Here is a 16,693-nt window from a genome sequence, read left to right on the forward strand (position 1 = left end):
ACAGTGTCGGCACGTTCCGCGCGCGGCGCGATCCGCGGCGGTCGCGCGCAAGGAGCGACCCGTGATCCGGGAGGCGCAGCGCGCCGGCGTCAGGACGGGGTCCCCGGGTCGGTGTACCGCAGCAGGGCGCTCACGCCCTCGTACAGCCTCAGCTCGCTCTCCGGTACGACGACCAGCTCGGCACCGGTGCCGACGAGGGCCCGGACGAGGGCCTCGTCGGCGCGTTCCTCGCGCGGGGCCCGCACGCCGAAGGACATCAGCTCCGCCTCGGTCAGGGCGAGCTGAGTGGGCTGGGAGCCCGTCCAGAGCCGCAGCGAAGACCCTGGCGGCCGGTTCAGCAGCAGAGCCGCGACCTGGCCGCGCTGGAGGGCGGCGACGGTGGCGGCCAGCCCCTCCGTCATGGGTCCGTCCAGGGCACGCCGGCCGATGAAGATGTCCACGAGTTCCCGATCGTGCGCGGCCATGCAGCCGCGGAAGACGCCGTCGAGCTGCGGTTCCAACAGGGCGCGTCCGGTGTCGGTGGGGGTCCGGCCGCCCACGCGTACGACCTTGTCCCGCAGGGTGTGCGGCAGGCGGCGGATCAGTACGTTGCACGCCCACTCGTCCCCGCCCACGACGACGGCGTCGGCATGGGCGCGACGCGCCCGTTCGTCCAGCCGATGGCCGAGCCGGAGGGAGGTGCGGTGCCAGGTCGCCACCGCGATCCTGCGATGCAGCCGCTCACCCGGGGTGACGGTGGACGCGGGCCAGGTGCCGGTCTCCGCCTCCACAGTTACCCAGCCGTGGGTCTCGGCGGTCGGAAGGCCGCCGTAGTGGACGACTACGGCCATGTAAGGGATCTCCGGAACGTGCTGGGTGACCAGGGGCATCGCGTCCGGCAGGGTGCTGTAGCGTGCGGAGTCGTGCTCGGGCGGCCTGGGCAGCTCCCCGTCCAGGACGAGCGTGCCGTGGGCGGCGAAGATGGCCTGACCGTGCACCCCCGGCACCTCTGTGTCGGCGCCGACCACCTCCTCCAGTACGTTCAGCAGCGCCCGGTCCGAGCCCTGACGGGAGAGACTCTCGCGCAGCCGCCGCCAGCGCAGCGCGATCGCCCGCTCGGGATGTTCGACGTCTCGGGAGGTGTCCAGGTACACGGAGGCGAACGGGCCCGGCTCTGCGTAGAGAGGATCAAGGAACGACAACCTCATCGCCACTCCTCGTCGATGGTCCCCCTCCTTTGATGATGCGCGCCCCGAGGGGCGATGCAGTTCGACGAGCGCAAAGCGGTACGGAACGCGGGGCGGTCGGGCGCCGGCCTGCAGCTGTGGCAGATCTTGTCGTCGAAGGCGAAGACGGACTCTCGCCGTGCCCGCTGTGACCAGGCCCCTTTGGTGCCTGTCCGGAGGTGGCCACGCGCAGGCCACGGACCCGAGCATCCCGCATCAGACGGGGTCGGGAAGACGGAGGAGGCGCTGGGTGACGCGCTCGCGGAGAACCAGGTACTCCTCCCACTTTCGGGGCAGCGGGCCCGGCGGGCATTCGACGAAGCTTGCGGCGATGAGGGCCCAGACCGGGCCAGGTACTCGCGGGACGGGATGGGCGCCCATATCCCGTCGCCGACTGCTACGTCGTCGCCCATCTGATGGGCAGCTCCAGCGCAGGGTGGGGTGCCGCCGACCCGTCAGTGATCGCGAACCGGAGCCGCCTACAGGCGGCGCAGCCGGACGGCCAGGAAGTAGGGCACGGTGTGGGTCTTCTCGTACCGGCGGGGATCGAGTTCGCGGGCCTCTTCCACTGCCCGCGGCTCCACCAGCTGCTCCAGCACGAACCCGGCCCCGAGCAGCTCCCCGAGAAACTTCTCCAGTGTCATCCGCCAATAGCGGATGGTGAACCCCCCGTCGAGGGCGGCCTCGACACGCTCGTCGGCGAAATACGAGCCTCCGAACCATGTCCACTCACCTGCGGGGTGCGTGGTGGAGACGAGTAGCGTTCCACCGGGGCGAAGCACGCGCCGCAGCTCGGCGAGCAACTGCTCGCGCTCCTCAACGTGGTGATACACCAGCGCCATCACCGCAAGGTCGAACGAGGCGTCCTTCAGGAACGTCAGCGGCTCCTCCAGGTCATGCTGGTGAAGCTCGACGCCTTCACCGAGCCGCTTGCGCGCGGCGCTCAGCAGAGTCTTGCTGCCCTCCACCCCGACGACGTCCGCCGCCCCGCGGTCTCGCAACTCGGCCGCGTAGTGCCCGGCCCCGCACCCGACATCCAGTACCCGCAGACCGCCCACGTCTCCGGCCAGCTTGAGCATGGCCGGCCGATCGGTGTGGGCGTTGGAGGCGTTGTCCGTGGCAAGGGTGGCGAAGTACTCGCCCAGCTCTCCGTGGTACGCAGTCTCGGCTCGAGTCATCCCGTCACTTTCGCACTACCCCCGTGCGTACATCACAGAGTTGGATCGACTCGTTCGAGGTGAACGGCTGAGGGCAGTGGAGTCTCAATGACTGCGACAAGCCAGGCTGGGATGCGATCAGTGGCCGAAGAAGTGACGCGCCGATTCTCCGACCTGCGGGGCAACTGCCGATCACTCCTCTGACCTGAGAGGAGAGTGGTCAGCACTTGTCATCGTGGTGCACCGTGGGCACCTTCTACGGCCCCGGGACGGCCCGTAGATGCCGAACCCGTTGGCTGGCATGATCTTCCCTGCAGGAGCGGATATGGACGTAGTGGAACTGATGGGATGGCTGGCCGAGCGAGGGTGCTCGGTGGTCTTCAAGGCTGACGGTGAGCGCTCACGGGGGAAACGCTGGATGGTGATCGTCACTGGCGGCCCCCTGGGTGCGGAGTCGTTCTTCAGGGCAGACCTAGCGTCCGCGGACGCGTGCCTTGAGGCGACACTTGCGCACTTGGAAAGCAGGGGGTTCTCGCCGTTCGTCTGAGCCCTGAGCTCGGGAATCACCACACTTCGAGGGCTCGGTCTCGACTTTGGCCAGGCGTAACGTGCGCTGGAGAGCACGGAAGCGCGGCCAGACGCCCGCTATTGACCGTGGTTCCCCGCCCCGTCGGGCACGGTTCGGGCACTGCTTACCCCTTTAACGCGAGCTACGGGCGCTGCGGTTGCTGAGGTCTGCTGGGCTGGCCGAACGGCTCCGCACGTGCGTTGTTGGTCGGGCTGTAGTTGCCGAGGTGTTGTACTTCGCTGCTGTACTGCACTCACCTTTCAGACGAGTTCAGCTTCGCATTCGGCCCTACCGAATCGGCTAGCACGCGGTTTTCTGAGCGAGATCGTGCTCTAATTCGACGGCCAGATCACCGCAGCATGCAGCCTCGCCCGGTCTACGTGTGCTCGGCAATGGGGACAGCAAGTGACCTGCCTATGGTGCCGGAGGTGGTCACTGAAGAAAGGGATGTTCGCTGCTTGAAGTACGTCCACCCGCCCGTCGCATACGCGGCATCGCCAGCCGCGTCCCCACTCGGTGAGCATTACCCCGAACAACTCTTCGTGGGTCCAGGGAGCAGCACTGCTTTCTGCGTCGGGTAGATGCGACAGTTCAGGCCAGACCGCAATAAAGGGCAACAGCGAGCCAGTTCTTCTCACATGCAGCAGAGCGAGCCGAAAGCGATCGTTGGGCCGCAGCTCGTCGGGGATGGCGAGACCCGGCTTGATGGGCAGGCTGTCACCGGATGCATAAATGGTCACGTCCCCCCAGGGACCTAGAACGACCGTCTGCATACTGTCCCCTTCTTGTTGGGGCTTGGGATTGGAGCCCCATCCTCATCAGGTCGGTCGTGGGGACGTGTCGATGTCGGTCAACCCGCTCTGTACTTCGGCCGGCGGACTGCTGAGGTTCGGCGTTGACCAGCGCCGTTCGTGCCGGTTGGTGTCAAGCTGATGTCAGGAATCGGGCTGCCCCTGACGTGCGTCCGTATCCCCGTTTGTAGTGCTTCGAGCTCTTACAGGCCTGCCGAGGACCTGAAGCAGCGCGCCGAGCACGATGAGAATCAGGGCTACGGTTGCGAGGTTTGCGGCCACCTCATAGGACCATCCGACCAGCCTTGGTACTCCGTTCAAGGCCATGCCGCCACCCATCGCGATGGCACCCCAACCAGCTTTCTGGTGATTCCGGTACTGCGCTGCTTTCCAACCGCTCAAGGTCAACGCTCCCCTGACCGCACTCAAGCATCCGCAGGCCAACATGATCCACGCTGTCATGACACTCCTCCGCCGGGAGGTTACCAAGCGGTCGGCGGAGTCTTGTCGGGAGAGTCAAGCGCCGCTGAGTGCGATCAGTAGCCGAAGAAGTGACAGGCCGGGTTCCCGATCTGCGGTCAGGCCGTCGATCAACGTTGTGGCCAGCTGCTGAGCTGTCGGCAGTTGTCAGCGTTGATCACTGTGGACACCCCCCTGACTCGGACCATCGCTTGAGCTCCTCTGAGGAGCGAGGTGGGACGAGTTGAGGTCTGACCTGTGGGAAACCGGCTTCGGCGTCTGCTGGCTGTGGCCTCCGCCAACCGCAGCAGTTCCCCGTGACTCCCCGCCGATCTGGCGCGGTTTGGGCACGGGGAACTTCTGATCCGTAGCTCCTGCTCCTGGTGGCTTACCTGCCCGCAACCTCGGCGAAAATGTGGCACGACGTCGTGAGGGCGTGGAATTCCGCCGGTTTCGCGGTGTACATCGGCGCCGAGATCAACCGTTGGGACGGGTATGACGAGGGGGGCCGCTTCGGCCTCACTGTGCCCAAGTGGGACTGGGAAACCCTGTTGGACCTGGCGGAGGCGGCGGAACTGCGCGTCGCCCGGGAAGCGGCTATGGCCGACCTGACCGAGGAGCAGCGGCTGCTGCTGCGCAAGGACGGGGGCTACAGCCCCGACGAGTCCGTCCTGAAGGCGATGTGGCAGAGGCGTCCCAAGCATCCCATGTTCAGGCGGGGGGCGAAGAGCGACGGAGCCCTGACCGATCGGATGCCGTTCTGGTGCGGCTACTTCGTCCGCGAGCAGATGCGGGAGGAGCGGGAGCGCGTCCGGTTTGCCCGTTCCGTCAAATCGGCCCTGCTCCGCGAGTTCAAGGGTGAGATCAAGAGGAGGCGGGAGCGGGAGCGCGAGCAGTCGCGTCTCCTGTGCCAGGAGCAGGACGAACGGGCTCTGCTGTTGCAACGCGAGGGCTTGCGTGTTTCAGACATCGCCGCCGAGGTGGGCTTGACCCCTCGACTTTCGATGTTCTGACAGGTTTGGGTGATCAGGCTGCGCCGGCTGCGGCCCACGCCTGTTGGACGGCGCGGATTTCCTCATCCGTGGGCCGGCCTGGGCGGGTGGGCGTAAATCGGGCGGCGATGATCACCCGGCGGAGCTTGGCGGCCATGTCGGACAGGGCCGGCTCGGCCTTGGTGGTGTACCACGGGGCCCGCTCGCGGCGCTCGACGACGTCGCGGGGGTGGTGGCCGTGCAGCGCGTACCAGGCCACGGTGATCGTGTAGCAGTACAGACCGAACGGGACGGTGCGCTCGACGGCCGAGCGGGTGCGGTTTTGGGCCTGACCGACGCCGAGCAGGTCGCGGGCCTCGGCGAAGGTGACCTCGATCGACCAGCGTGACGCGTAGCGGGCGATCAGGCCGGCCGCGCGGGTGGTGAGGTCGGTGGTGACCAGCGCCAGGTCGTAGCCGGTGTCGGTGGTGTCGTCGCGCAGGAGGATCACGCGGACGGTGCGGGTGTGGAAGGAGCCGTACCACAGGCAGGTGGTCTCGGCCAGGTGCACGGTGTCGGTCCGCTGATACCGCTTGACCTCGGTCCTGGTGAAGGCGGCGGTGGTGGCCAGGTCCTTGGGTGTGCCAAGGCGTTCGCCCTTGAGGGCGGGTCGGCCGCGGCGCCCGGTGGGCGGCGGGGCCAGGTCGTACAGCACCGCGCTCGCGGGCAGGCGGGTGGTGAACGTGCAGGTCGCGGGCAGGTCGCGGAGCGCCTTGCCGTGGTAGGCGGCGTCCGCGACGACGTGGATGCGCCGCCCGTGGTGGCAGGCGGCCAGCAGGCGGATCATGGACGCGGCGAGGCCGACCTTGGACTGCTCCTGCTTCGGGCGCCACAGCCGGGCCATCACCGGCAGGCACACCGGCCTTGCCAGGAACGGCAGTTGGACCACGATGCCGACCACCACGAAGCAGGTCCCGCGCCCGACCGGCTTCGGACCCCGGGCCGCGCCGTCGTGCTGCCAGGCCGCGCCGAAGACTTTCTTCCCGCGCCGCTTGAACAGCGTGTCGTCCACCGCCACTGTCAACACCCCATCTGCTGGCAGGAGTTGGCGCACAACCAGATGGGAGAGGGAGATGCCCAGCAGGTCGGGGTTCCAGCTCGCGCGGGAGAAGAAGGCGTGGGCACGGTCGTGGGACCAGGCGCGCGTCAATCCCGCGCCCGTCACCATGCCGGTCACCGTGCCCCGGCCGGTCTGCGCGATCAAGCCCGTGACCAGCGCGGCGAAGGTGGTGAAGGTCGGTGTGGTGAAACAGCCCCGCAGGAACGTCAGCACCGCCAGCAGCGAAGCGGGTACGGTCGTGTCCGGAAGCATCGGCGGGTCCCTCTCAGCAGGCGACGCAAGCACCGCCGATGCTTCTCTGCTGTCCCGCCCCGCACCGCCAGATCAGGCCCCCATCACCCACCCGAGCGACCCCAACGACGATCAACGGAAACGTCGAAAGTCGAGTGACCCACAAGCAGGCCGAAAATGCCCTGTCTCATGCTCGTAGTGCCGCGGGAATCACATCTCGGCGGCAGGAAGACCTTCAGACCGAGCGCCGCCGTAACGCGGCCGAGGCCGTCCGTCTCAAGAGGTCCGGGATGGCAAGGGCGCAGATCGCGAGAACCATGGGCCGGTCCGCAGACACCGTTGGCGAACTGCTGAAGGACGGACTCTTCTATGAGGCGCCCGAAGTCCATCCGGAGCGGCTGAAGTTGGCGCGACGGTGTGTCGAGCTCCGGGCTGCGGGGCTGGTGAAGGAAGAGACCCTGGGGAGGCTGGGAGTCAGTCGTAAGCAGGCGCTGAGAGCCTTTCGGGACGCCTCCTTCCTTGAAACTGAAAGGAGCGAAGAGCCCCTCGGTTCCGCGGTATGACACGGCGGGGCGCGGGAGCCGAGGGGTGACGGGTGCCCTCCCTTCGGCCCCCGGCTCGCCGCCCTGGCCCGCTGGCATACCGAGCCGACGGCGAGTGACCGCCGCTGGGCGTTTCTCAAGGCGTCGCCCCGGGGCCAGGCGGTCACCGGCACGGTTGCCGGGATCGCCTCCTTCCACATGACGTTCGCCGTCATCGGTGGTTCCTGGCGGTGCTCAATATTCCTGAGCTGCCCGGGCGCCCCTTTGATCTCCCGTCCGACGTCGCCTCCGCGGGACAGACGGTCCGTGCGTCGATCCGCGGCATGAACGCCTAGAAGACTGCTGAAAATCTTGTTGAGGGGCTGTTCGGCCGTAGGCCGGGCGGCCCCTTCTTCGTCATGGGGTGGCCGGGGCGAGGTGCCAGGTGGTGTTGGTGCGGGTGAGTCCGAGGTTGATCAGTCGGCGGAGGTTGAGGGCGGCGGCGCGGTGGTGGAGTGCGATGTTGTTGGCGATGACGCCTCGGTAGCGGACTCTGCGGTTGCCGTGGGCGACGAGCCAGGCGATGGCGCGTTCGACCGGGGGCCGCCATCGGCGGTATTCGTCCTGCCAGGCGGTGTCGGTGGCGGCCTGGACGCGGGCTGCGGTCAGCAGTTCGTGCTGAGGGTGGACGTTGATAACCCGTCCGGTCTTGGAGGTTGTGCAGCGTTCCCGCAGTGGGCAGCCGGTGCACAGCCGTTTGAACTGGGCGGTGCGGCCCCCGTCGGCCTTGGTGCGGCCCAGGTTCGCGGTCTGTCCGGCCGGGCAGGTCACGGTGGCGGCGTCGGTGTCGACGTGGAAGTCGTCGATGGTGAAGCCTCCGGGGACGGCCTGCCGCAACGGCGGCGGCTTGACCACCAGGACGTGGCCCTGGGCGGTCAGTTGTTCACGCAGGTCGCCGGTGCCGTAGGCGGAATCGCCGAGCACGGTCAGCGTCTCGCCCTCGCTGTGGTCTTTGTCGGCCAGCAGGTCCAGCGCGACGGCGGCCTCGTGGTTGTCCGGCCCGTAGCCGCTGGTTAACGCGACGGCAGTGAACAGTCCGGCCTCTGGCTCGAAGGACACGTGTCCTTTGAAGCCCTCCTGGTGGCGGGTTCGGTTCTTGTGGATGTGCCGGGCATCGGGGTCGACGGTGGACACCGTCCGGTCGGGCACGGTGCGCCTGGCGATGCGCCAGCGTCCGTCGCGGCCGTCGGAGTCCTCGGCCGGCTCCACGTCCTGGCCTGCGACGAGGGCGAGAAGGCCCACCGCGTTCGCGGCCCGCTCGCCCAGCTCACGCTCGGGCAGACGGCCGAGCATGTTGAGCGCGTCGGTCACCAGGGCGTCGACCAGCGCCTCGCGGGCGGCTTCGTCATTCCAGGCGATCCTGGGTTTGCCGGGGTCGGTGTAGTCGTGAGCAGTACACCACCGGCCGGCGACCTCGCCGGCGCCGGGGACCTCACGGATCACGCGGCGGATCGCGGCCACGATCTGGGTGACGGTGTCCTGAGTGGCCACCGCATCGTCCAGGACGGTGGAGTCCAGCGCCCGGCGCTGCTTTCCTCTGAGGACACCGGTGGCAGTCACCACCTCTTTGACCTTGGTGAAAATCCGCGTCGGGTCGGCCGAGCGGGCGAGCCGGCGCCGGAAATAGGTCAGCAGCGAGGGATCGAAGGCGGTGTCGTACAGGCCCAGCCCGCAGGCGGCCTTCCAGCGCAGGTCACACCGCAGTTCCTGGACTGTCTCGAAGTCCGACAGCCCCTGCAGGCTCTGCAGTACCACCGTCGCGGCCAGCACCTGCGGCGGCAACGACGGCCGTCCGTTGGCCGACGGATACATGTCCGCGAAGAACTCCGGCGGGAACAGCACCTCACGATGCTCGGCCAGGAAAGCGAACACACTCCCTGCCGGGATCAACTCCCGGCAGGTCTCCCACACATCCGGCCCGACCATCTCCCCGGCCCATTCCCCCTGCATGCTCACAAGACTGGCCCCGGACCTGCCGGTCCGGGGCCAGAACGCAAAAGATTTTCAGCAGTCTTCTAGTAGGGCTTTGTTAGGTCCTGTGGTGTGGTTCTGGTGTCGGTGCGGATTGGCCGCATATCGAGCAGGCGCCGGTCCAGGTGGCCAGGAGGGCCTGAAGCACGCGGAGGACCGCGTAGAGGGTCAGGCCGGCGCAGGCGCTTTTGGGTCGAGCCTGAGCATGGTGCAGAACGCCTGGGCGAGGGAGGCGAGGGTGACGTGGCGGTGCCAGCCGGGGAAGTTGCGGCCCTCGAAGTGGTCCAGGCCCAGGCCGTCCTTGAGCTCGCGGTAGTCGTGTTCAACGCGCCAGCGGATCTTGGCGATGCGGACCAGTTCGCGCAGCGGGGTGTCGGCAGGCAGGGTGGAGAGCCAGTAGTCGGTGGGCTCGGCGGCGCCGGGCGGCCATTCGGCCAGCAGCCAGCACTCGGGCAGGGAGCCGTCGGCGGCGCGGCGGATCGTTCGGTTTGCGGGTCTGACCCGCAGCGCCAGGAACCGCGAGCGCATCTCGGCGTGGGGGTTGTGCTTCGTGGTCTTGCTGCCCTGGCGCCAGGTCACGGTTCGTGCCGCCGATCGCCCGGTTTTCAGGGCGAGTTGGCGCAGAGTGCTGTGCTGGCCGGGGTAGGCGGGTCCGGGCGGGCGGCCCTGGCCGCTGTAGGGCGGGCGGTCGGGGACGGCGTCGCCCGGGTAGGCGGTGGTGGTGCCCTTGACCGCGACGGCGTAGGTCAGGCCGCGCTCGGTCAGGCCCTCGCGGAAGCCGGTCGCGTCGCCGTATCCGGCGTCGGCTACCACCGGCAGGTCAGGAAGTTCCCAGCCCTCGCGGACCTCGTCGAGCATGTCCAGGGCCAGGCGCCACTTCTCCTTGTGCCGCTCGCTGTCGGGGATGGCCGCCTTGGCGCGTCGGCGCTGGATTGCCCCGGTCAGCAGTGCATCGCCGGTGTTCTTGGTGTCGTCCCAGCTCTCGGGAAGGAACAGGCGCCAGTTGACCGCCGAGGAAGCACGGTCGCTGACCAGATTGACGCTGACGCCGATCTGGCAGTTGCCGCGCTTTCCCAGCGCGCCGCAGTACATCCGCGCCACACCCGGTGAGTCGTAGCCGTCCTTGGGAAAGCCCACGTCGTCGATCGCGTACGCCTCCGGCGAGATGTGAGCGGCAGCCCAACGAGCCAGCCGCTCACGGACCTTGGCCCAGTCCCAGGTCGAGGAGGCCACGAACTGCTGGAGCTGCTGGTGGTCCACGCCCAGGCGCTCGGCCATCGGCTGCATCGACTTGCGCTTGCCGTCCAGCATCAGCCCGCGCAGGTACAGCTCGCCCTTGGCTCGCTGATCCCGCCGGGCCAGAGAACCGAGCATCTCCTCCGCGAACGCCTCCAAGCGCGTGCGGACCGTGTCCATCTCCTCAGGTGTCACACCTGAAAGAACATCACAACCTATCCGGAGATGATCAATCGGGGTACCTAACAAAGCCCTACTAGCGCTTTCGCTGAAGTCGCTGCAGGACGACCCCGTGCGGCAGCTTCTCGTGCGGATCGGGGACATGGTCACGGACCCCTTTCGCGGTCTGACCAACGGTAGAGGGTGCCACGGCGAACCCTCCGGCTCTCCGTGGCACCCTCTGTTGACCGCGGTTCACCGACCTGTCGGGCACCCATCGGGCACGGCCGTGAGCACCGCTCCAGCAGTTCCGACGTGGGCCCGCGCCAGCTGACGCTCCACGGAATCGTGCCGAACTGCCGCTCCCTGGAGGGTCGGTGCTGTTCTTTTCGGTCTGCAGGTGTTGCTCAGATGGTGATGTCAGGTTGGGTCACGCCCTGGTTTTCAACGGCGCCAGCATCGACGTCGCGGATTTTGAGAGGGGGCGGTTCGTGAGTTGATGCCCGCTTCCGGATGAGGCTGCGGCGGGCAGCTGAGCTGGCCGCGTGAGAAGTGAACGAAGCCGGCTGACCGGGGGTGTCCTGCGGCGAAGTCGCGTCAGAGGAGTTCGGCGAGCGGCTCCACGGTCTGCCAGTGCTTGAGGTACTCCACGGCCGAGTGCGGCCGGGAATTGCGGTTCTTCACCAGCCGAGTGCGTTCCAGCACGGCGTCGTTGTCCGGGAACAGCGTGCGCAGGCGGAGCGTGGCGACGATGTAGTCGTCCCGATCGGCGACATTCACCCAGCGCTTGACGTGGCCGGGCGAGGACAGCGGCTGGGGTCGCAGCCGACCGTGGATGATCGAGCGCAGGCCGAGCGGCGAACCGAAGGTGAGCAGGAGCGGCAGCGGCTGCTCGAGCCTGTGCAGGGCCTCGTAGGCGACGACCGTGCCGAGCGAGTGGGCCACCACCGCCTTGGTCTCGGGCGACACCTGGGACAGGACGGCTTCGATCGCTCCCTCCCTCGCGGTCTCGTCGTGCAGGTATGCCGCGACCTGTCCCAGATGGAACACGCCGGTACTGCTCAGTGCGGCGAAGCCGGACCGGGCGATCGGTCCGAGCCGCCCCAGCATCGAGACCAGCACGCGCAACGGCGCGTACGGTCCCTGCACCGGGCCGAGCTCGGCGTCCAGCTCGTCCAGTGCACGGGCGGCCTGTGCGTTGTCCACCGGGTTCGAAGCGTGGGCTCGGATGTTTCCGATGATGTCCCTGGCGATCTCCTCGCCGGTGACCGCCATCGGCGCCGGCAGCGGGACGTCGTAGTCGTCGCGCGGGACGTAGGGCGCGAACAGATGCCGGTAATAGGCCATCCCCACTGACACGCAGCCGCCGTCCAGCCGGTCAGCGGACTCGGCCCGGCCGTTGTCCCGCAGGGTGCGCGCCAGGGCGAGTGTCCAGTCCCTTTGCAATCGCTGTTCGGTCTCGTCCTGGGGCCCGATGCCGTGCACCATGACCAGCTCAGCCATGTGTCTCCTTGTTCATCCCTCGTCCGCGCGGGCACGCGCGGCGCCTGGTTCTCTCACCAGGACGATTGGCGGTGCGTGGCAGTTCCAGGAGGGACGTCGGCAGTGACCGGCAACTCATGTGGTTAGAACACTGAATTGACGGAGTTTCACGCTGGATAATGCGCGGGTGACGGATGAGCGCAGAGCATTGGTGATCGCGTCCCACTGGGATGCCGTCGAGTTCAAACCGGAAGACAGGCTGGAGCTGCTGGATGCGGCGGCGGGGGAGCTGCGCGAGCTGCTGCTCGACCCGGCGCGCGGCGACTGCGTGCCGGCCTTCGGCGACGGCCTGCTGACCGACCCTGTGACAGTGGACGAGGTGGTCCACGCAGTGGGGGAAGCCTTCGAAGAGGCGTCGGCGGAGGGAGCCTGCCTCGTCCTGGCCTTCCTGGGGCACGGCCACACTCTCCGTGAGGGCGAGTTCCTCTTTCCGGTCCGTTCGTCCCCGAAGCAGCCCGGTCCGGAGACAGCGTTCGACCTGCCGGGGCGGCTGAGCGAACTGGCCCTGGCACACGGCGGCGTGCCGGAGCTGACCGTCGTCCTGGACGCCTGCCTGTCGGGTGAGGCACTGCTCGCGGCGGCCAATGACTGGTTCCGCCCCGCAATGAGCACCGGCCGACGGATTGAGCTGGTGTCCTCCTCGGACCTGCGAGTGTCCTACGCCATGCAGTTCTCCAAGGCCCTGAACCGGCTTGTCCGGCAGGGCGACGTGCGGCTCGACCCCGAGCTGCGCACGGCCGCACTGCGCGGCGCCGTGGGCGCGCGGCTGGCCCGGCAGATCCCGCAATCCGTGTCCTTCGACGGAGGCGGCGCCGGTCCGGCGGATCCGTACGGACCCTGGCTCGCCCACAACGTGGCCTACGACAGTGAGCTGAGCCCACTGGCCTGGTCTCCCGATCACGACGTGCTGCTGCCCGCGCTGCGCCACTTCCAGCCGCCCGAAGAGCTGGCGCGGTTCGCCCGCGCAGTCCGCGACAACCGGCTCGTCGCCGTGACAGGTGCCATGGGGACCGGGAAGACGACGCTGGCCACCGCCCTGTGCCGGCCGGAGCTGCTGCCGCCTGAGGAGGCGGACGGTCTCCCGCCCGTCGCTGCGGTCGTCCGGCTCAGCGACTCCCACTGGGCGTCCGGGACGTCGGTGAAGCAGCTCGCCGAGCAGCTCCGGACGCACCTGCCGGGGTTCGGCGAGGCACGCATCGCGTACCGCGCGCAGGTATCACAGGCCGAGCGGGCGCTGCTGCCGACGCCGGTTGCCGAAGTCGGTGGTCCGCTCAGCCTGATGGAGCGACAGGAACCGGTGCGGGTGATCGTGGACGGCCTGGACCAGGTGAACCCGGTCAACCGCCGAGGTCTCGTCGAAGGCCTGGTCGGGCTGGGGGATACTGCGCCCGGCTGGTTCGGCGTGGTGGCCACTGTCCGCGACGGGATCCCGCTGCACGGCGACTGGCATCGTGAGCCGGTGCCCGCGCCCGACGAACGGCAGTTGCAGGACTATCTCCGAAGCCGCCACGTGTCCAAGGCCGGCCATGAGCCGATCATCGGCCGGACGGGCGGCAACTGGCAGCTCACCAAGGTGCTGGCCGGTCATCGCGGTTCACCGGCACGCAGTGGCCGAGTGTCGTTCAATCAGGTCTACCTGGAGGTGCTGGGGCCACTGCGGCAGCTGGTCCCCGGTGGGCAGGGAGCGTGGCTCGACGCCGTCCTGGTCGTCATCGCAGCCTCCGGGCCGGGAGTGACCCTGCCCCGCGCGCTGCTCGCTCGGGCCGTCGTGGAGCTGGGAGGTCCGGACGACGACGAGACACTGGAGCAGATCCTGGAGCTGGTGCCGGGCCTGGTGGTCAGGTCGGCGCATCGGGCCGGGACCGAGCTGTTCGGCGTCCACCACCCGAGTCTGATCGAGTACGTGGCGGACGACCAGGACATGGTCGGCGGCCATCGCGCGCTGTACGAGGCGTTGGCCATCATGGCTCCCATGGAACAGCACACACCCGACGACCCCTTGCACGCCTACGCCGAGGAAGCGGAGCCGGAGCACCTGTGGCAGGCGGCAGAGCGCGACGATTCGCTGTACGACCTGCTGCTGGACAGTCTGGAGCGACGGGCGGCGCCCGAGGCGACGGTGAACCGGGACCGCTGGGCGGCCTGGGCGGACCGGCTGACCGAGCGCCCCGGGCGCGACTCCGCCCCGGCCGTGCGCGCGCGCGAGCGTACGGCCTACTGGACAGGCAAGGCCGGGGCCTACGAACGCTCCCGGGAGCTGTACAGGGACCTGCTCCCGGACCAGCGCCGCGTCTTCGGAGACGACGATCCGCGTCTGCTGGAGTCCCTGGACCGCATCGCGTACGCGACCGGTGAGGTCGGCGACTTCGCCGAGGCGGTGGAACTGCACCGGGCGGTCCTGGCCGACCAGGAACGGGTGCTGGGCGCGGACGACCCGCGCACCCTGAAGACCCGCCACCACATCGCGTACTGGACCGGTCGGGGCGGGAACATGACCGAGGTTCTTCGTCTGCACGGGGAACTGCTGGGGGACCAGCTCCGCGTGCTGGGGCCGACGGACCAGGCGGTGTTGGAGAGCCGCCACTACATCGCGTACTGGCATGGCATGCTCGGCCGGTACGACACGGCGCTCGCGCTCCATGATGAGCTGCTGCGGGACCGGATCGCGGTGTTCGGCGAGGATCACCAGCAGGTGGTCTTCAGCCGTATGAACATCTGCAAGTTCCTCGGCGAGTCGGGACGCCACCAGGATGCCCTGGACGGCTATCTGGAGCTGTTGCCGGACGTGCGGCGGATCCGTGGCGAGCTGCACCCCAACACCCTGTTGGTGCGGTTGAACATCGCCCGCTACACCGGGGAGCTGGGTGACCTGGCGGGAGCTCTGGAACTGCAGGAGCGGCTCATCTTGGACCAGCGCGAAGCGCTCGGGTCCGATCACCTGACCGTCATGATCACCCGATTCAACATCGCCATACTCAAGGCCGAGCTGGGCGATCCTGCTACCGCTCTCGCCGAACTGGAGGAGTTGCTGCGGGAGCGGACCGCCCGCTACGGCAATCAGTTTCACCCGGAGATGATCAGGACCCGGTTCGGGATTGCCCGGGTCATCGCGATGACCGGGGACGTGGCCGCAGCCGTGGACCAGTTGCGCGGGGTCAGGGACGACCGTGCCCGGGTTCTCGGCGAGAAGCACCCCGACACGCTGGCCACGCAGGCGGAACTGGAGGCGCTGCTCGCTGGTTGACCGGACGGATGGCGGGACGACGGAACCGACCAGGTCATCGCGGCCGGGCGATGACCCACGTTGGGGTCTGCCGGCGCGCAACGTGCACCGTGATGGCTCCGCCAGCCAGGGTCCCGAGCAATGCACTCGGACGCAGCGGGGAGCTTCAGCACGATGCCGAACGGCCACCGACGACCAGCGTGACCGACCAGGGGCGACGCGCCGTCCCTGCCGGGGCGGTGGGCATGCTCCAGTCACAGCCATCCGCAACGTTGCGCCTGCAGAGCCATCTGGAACCGGCTCGTGGCACCCAGCCGGGCCATCAGGATCTGCACCCGGCGGAACAGCGTGCGGCGGCTGATTCCGATCTCCCGGGCGATGACCTCGTCGCTCGCACCGCCGGCCAGGAGCCACAGCAGGCGGCGGTCGGCTGGCAGCAGGCCGCCCGGCCGGGCGGTGCGGCCATGGAAGGGCAGTGCGTTCTGCCATGCCTGCTCGAACAGTGCCACGAGCGCGGAGAGCAGCCCGCACGGCTGCACGACCAGCATGGTGTTGTGCACATCGGCCTCCTTGATCGACAACGACACGAGCGCGTACGCCTCGTCGATGATCACGAGCTTGACCGGCACCGACGGCAGTACCCTGGCCTGCTCACCGGCCTCGATGCACGGTTCGATGACTGCCTCCAGTTGGCCCGGATGCTCCAACGACTCCCGCGAGTACACGACACGCTGCGTCACACCGCGGGCGAGTGTGGCCAGCGCATCGTCGGTGGCGCCGGAGAGGGGGAAGTACGGCGGGGAGTCGAACTGCCGGATCTGTTCGCGGGCACTGGCCCAGGCTTGGCGCATCCTGGGGCCGATGGCTTCCCCGGTGACGACTTCGACGAGATCGTCGTTGTACGCGGCGAGCCGCTGCCGCCGGAACGACTCGAACGCGCCCCCGACGGTGATGCGCGACTCGTCGAGCTCGGCCGCCCGGTGTCGGCCGAGGATCTCCAGCCCTGCGGCGGGCGGAACCGGGGCCACCACATCCCCGCCCTCCACGGCGGCACTGGCCAGGCCTGCGTCGACCAGCTTGCCGTACGCCGCGGCGAGTTCCGCGCCGTCCAAAGCGGCCGCGGCCCCGATCGCGCTCAGCGGAGCGGGCGCCAGGTCCAGCAGAGCCATGTAGACGCGGCCTGCCTCGTGATCGATACCCAGAATCCGAAGAGCCTCGCTGAGTTTTGCATTCGCCAGGTGTCGCATTTTCGCCATGTGTCGCATTATCGACCGCTCCCGTTGGCTCCGGACAGGCGGTGCGGATGCCCGGTGGCCGATCTGTGCCACTGGCAGTCTTCGGCACCCGGTGAGCGCGGTGCGGGGTACCGTCCGGGAGCCGCCGACGATCGGTGGCAGCGAGGGGGCCTGGTGCTGCACCGGGACGGAGTTCGGCCTGTCCGTACGCGCCTCTCTGCCCGTCGCCCCTGAGGAACCCAGC

At 68.5% G+C, this 16,693-nt stretch carries 10 protein-coding genes; 3 read left to right on the forward strand and 7 right to left on the reverse strand.

Annotated features, from left to right (window positions below; genetic code table 11):
* Positions 1-89: 89 nt before the first annotated feature.
* Together OG395_RS43020 and OG395_RS43025 are read right to left on the reverse strand one after the other, a co-directional pair.
* Positions 90-1,187: a baeRF2 domain-containing protein gene (locus OG395_RS43020; protein WP_327247752.1), complete on the reverse strand. Its 1,098-nt coding sequence runs from the start codon at positions 1,185-1,187 to the stop codon at positions 90-92.
* Between the two features lie 497 nt (positions 1,188-1,684).
* Positions 1,685-2,383: a class I SAM-dependent methyltransferase gene (locus OG395_RS43025; RefSeq protein ID WP_327247753.1), complete on the reverse strand. Its 699-nt coding sequence runs from the start codon at positions 2,381-2,383 to the stop codon at positions 1,685-1,687.
* Positions 2,384-2,687: 304 nt separating this feature from the next.
* On the opposite strand from OG395_RS43025, the gene OG395_RS43030 reads away from it, so the two are divergent.
* Positions 2,688-2,909, forward strand: a complete 222-nt coding sequence (locus OG395_RS43030) for a hypothetical protein (protein WP_327247754.1) — start codon at positions 2,688-2,690, stop codon at positions 2,907-2,909.
* 1,684 nt (positions 2,910-4,593) lie between these two features.
* Complete coding sequence (locus tag OG395_RS43035) at positions 4,594-5,193, forward strand: hypothetical protein (protein ID WP_327247755.1); 600 nt, start codon at positions 4,594-4,596, stop codon at positions 5,191-5,193.
* Between the two features lie 13 nt (positions 5,194-5,206).
* Here the strand turns inward: OG395_RS43035 and OG395_RS43040 are convergent, their stop codons facing one another.
* The 4 genes from OG395_RS43040 to OG395_RS43055 form a co-directional block, all read right to left on the reverse strand.
* On the reverse strand, positions 5,207-6,523 hold the full coding sequence (locus OG395_RS43040) for an IS701 family transposase (protein ID WP_327243471.1): 1,317 nt from the start codon (positions 6,521-6,523) through the stop codon (positions 5,207-5,209).
* A gap of 917 nt (positions 6,524-7,440) precedes the next feature.
* Positions 7,441-9,033: an IS1182 family transposase gene (locus OG395_RS43045; RefSeq protein WP_327247756.1), complete on the reverse strand. Its 1,593-nt coding sequence runs from the start codon at positions 9,031-9,033 to the stop codon at positions 7,441-7,443.
* Positions 9,034-9,222: 189 nt separating this feature from the next.
* Complete coding sequence (locus OG395_RS43050) at positions 9,223-10,485, reverse strand: IS701 family transposase (protein WP_442818656.1); 1,263 nt, start codon at positions 10,483-10,485, stop codon at positions 9,223-9,225.
* A gap of 561 nt (positions 10,486-11,046) precedes the next feature.
* Entirely contained in the window at positions 11,047-11,952 is a 906-nt protein-coding gene (locus OG395_RS43055) for a hypothetical protein (protein ID WP_327247758.1), read from the reverse strand.
* 166 nt (positions 11,953-12,118) lie between these two features.
* Between OG395_RS43055 and OG395_RS43060 the strand changes: the two genes are divergently transcribed.
* Complete coding sequence (locus OG395_RS43060) at positions 12,119-15,235, forward strand: tetratricopeptide repeat protein (protein ID WP_327247759.1); 3,117 nt, start codon at positions 12,119-12,121, stop codon at positions 15,233-15,235.
* 233 nt (positions 15,236-15,468) lie between these two features.
* Here OG395_RS43060 and OG395_RS43065 read toward each other — a convergent pair whose 3' ends face one another.
* On the reverse strand, positions 15,469-16,461 hold the full coding sequence (locus OG395_RS43065; protein WP_327249637.1) for a LuxR family transcriptional regulator: 993 nt from the start codon (positions 16,459-16,461) through the stop codon (positions 15,469-15,471).
* Between the last annotated feature and the right edge of the window lie 232 nt (positions 16,462-16,693).

It is taken from the genome of Streptomyces sp. NBC_01320, assembly GCF_035974375.1.
Taxonomy (GTDB): Bacteria; Actinomycetota; Actinomycetes; order Streptomycetales; family Streptomycetaceae; genus Streptomyces; species Streptomyces yanii.

Coding starts and splice junctions, on each gene's coding strand:
- OG395_RS43020 (WP_327247752.1), bottom strand. CDS start 1,187: ATGAGGTTGTCGTTCCTTGATCCTCTCTACGCAGAGCCGGGCCCGTTC.
- OG395_RS43025 (WP_327247753.1), bottom strand. CDS start 2,383: ATGACTCGAGCCGAGACTGCGTACCACGGAGAGCTGGGCGAGTACTTC.
- OG395_RS43030 (WP_327247754.1), top strand. CDS start 2,688: ATGGACGTAGTGGAACTGATGGGATGGCTGGCCGAGCGAGGGTGCTCG.
- OG395_RS43035 (WP_327247755.1), top strand. CDS start 4,594: ATGTGGCACGACGTCGTGAGGGCGTGGAATTCCGCCGGTTTCGCGGTG.
- OG395_RS43040 (WP_327243471.1), bottom strand. CDS start 6,523: ATGCTTCCGGACACGACCGTACCCGCTTCGCTGCTGGCGGTGCTGACG.
- OG395_RS43045 (WP_327247756.1), bottom strand. CDS start 9,033: ATGCAGGGGGAATGGGCCGGGGAGATGGTCGGGCCGGATGTGTGGGAG.
- OG395_RS43055 (WP_327247758.1), bottom strand. CDS start 11,952: ATGGCTGAGCTGGTCATGGTGCACGGCATCGGGCCCCAGGACGAGACC.
- OG395_RS43065 (WP_327249637.1), bottom strand. CDS start 16,461: ATGCGACACCTGGCGAATGCAAAACTCAGCGAGGCTCTTCGGATTCTG.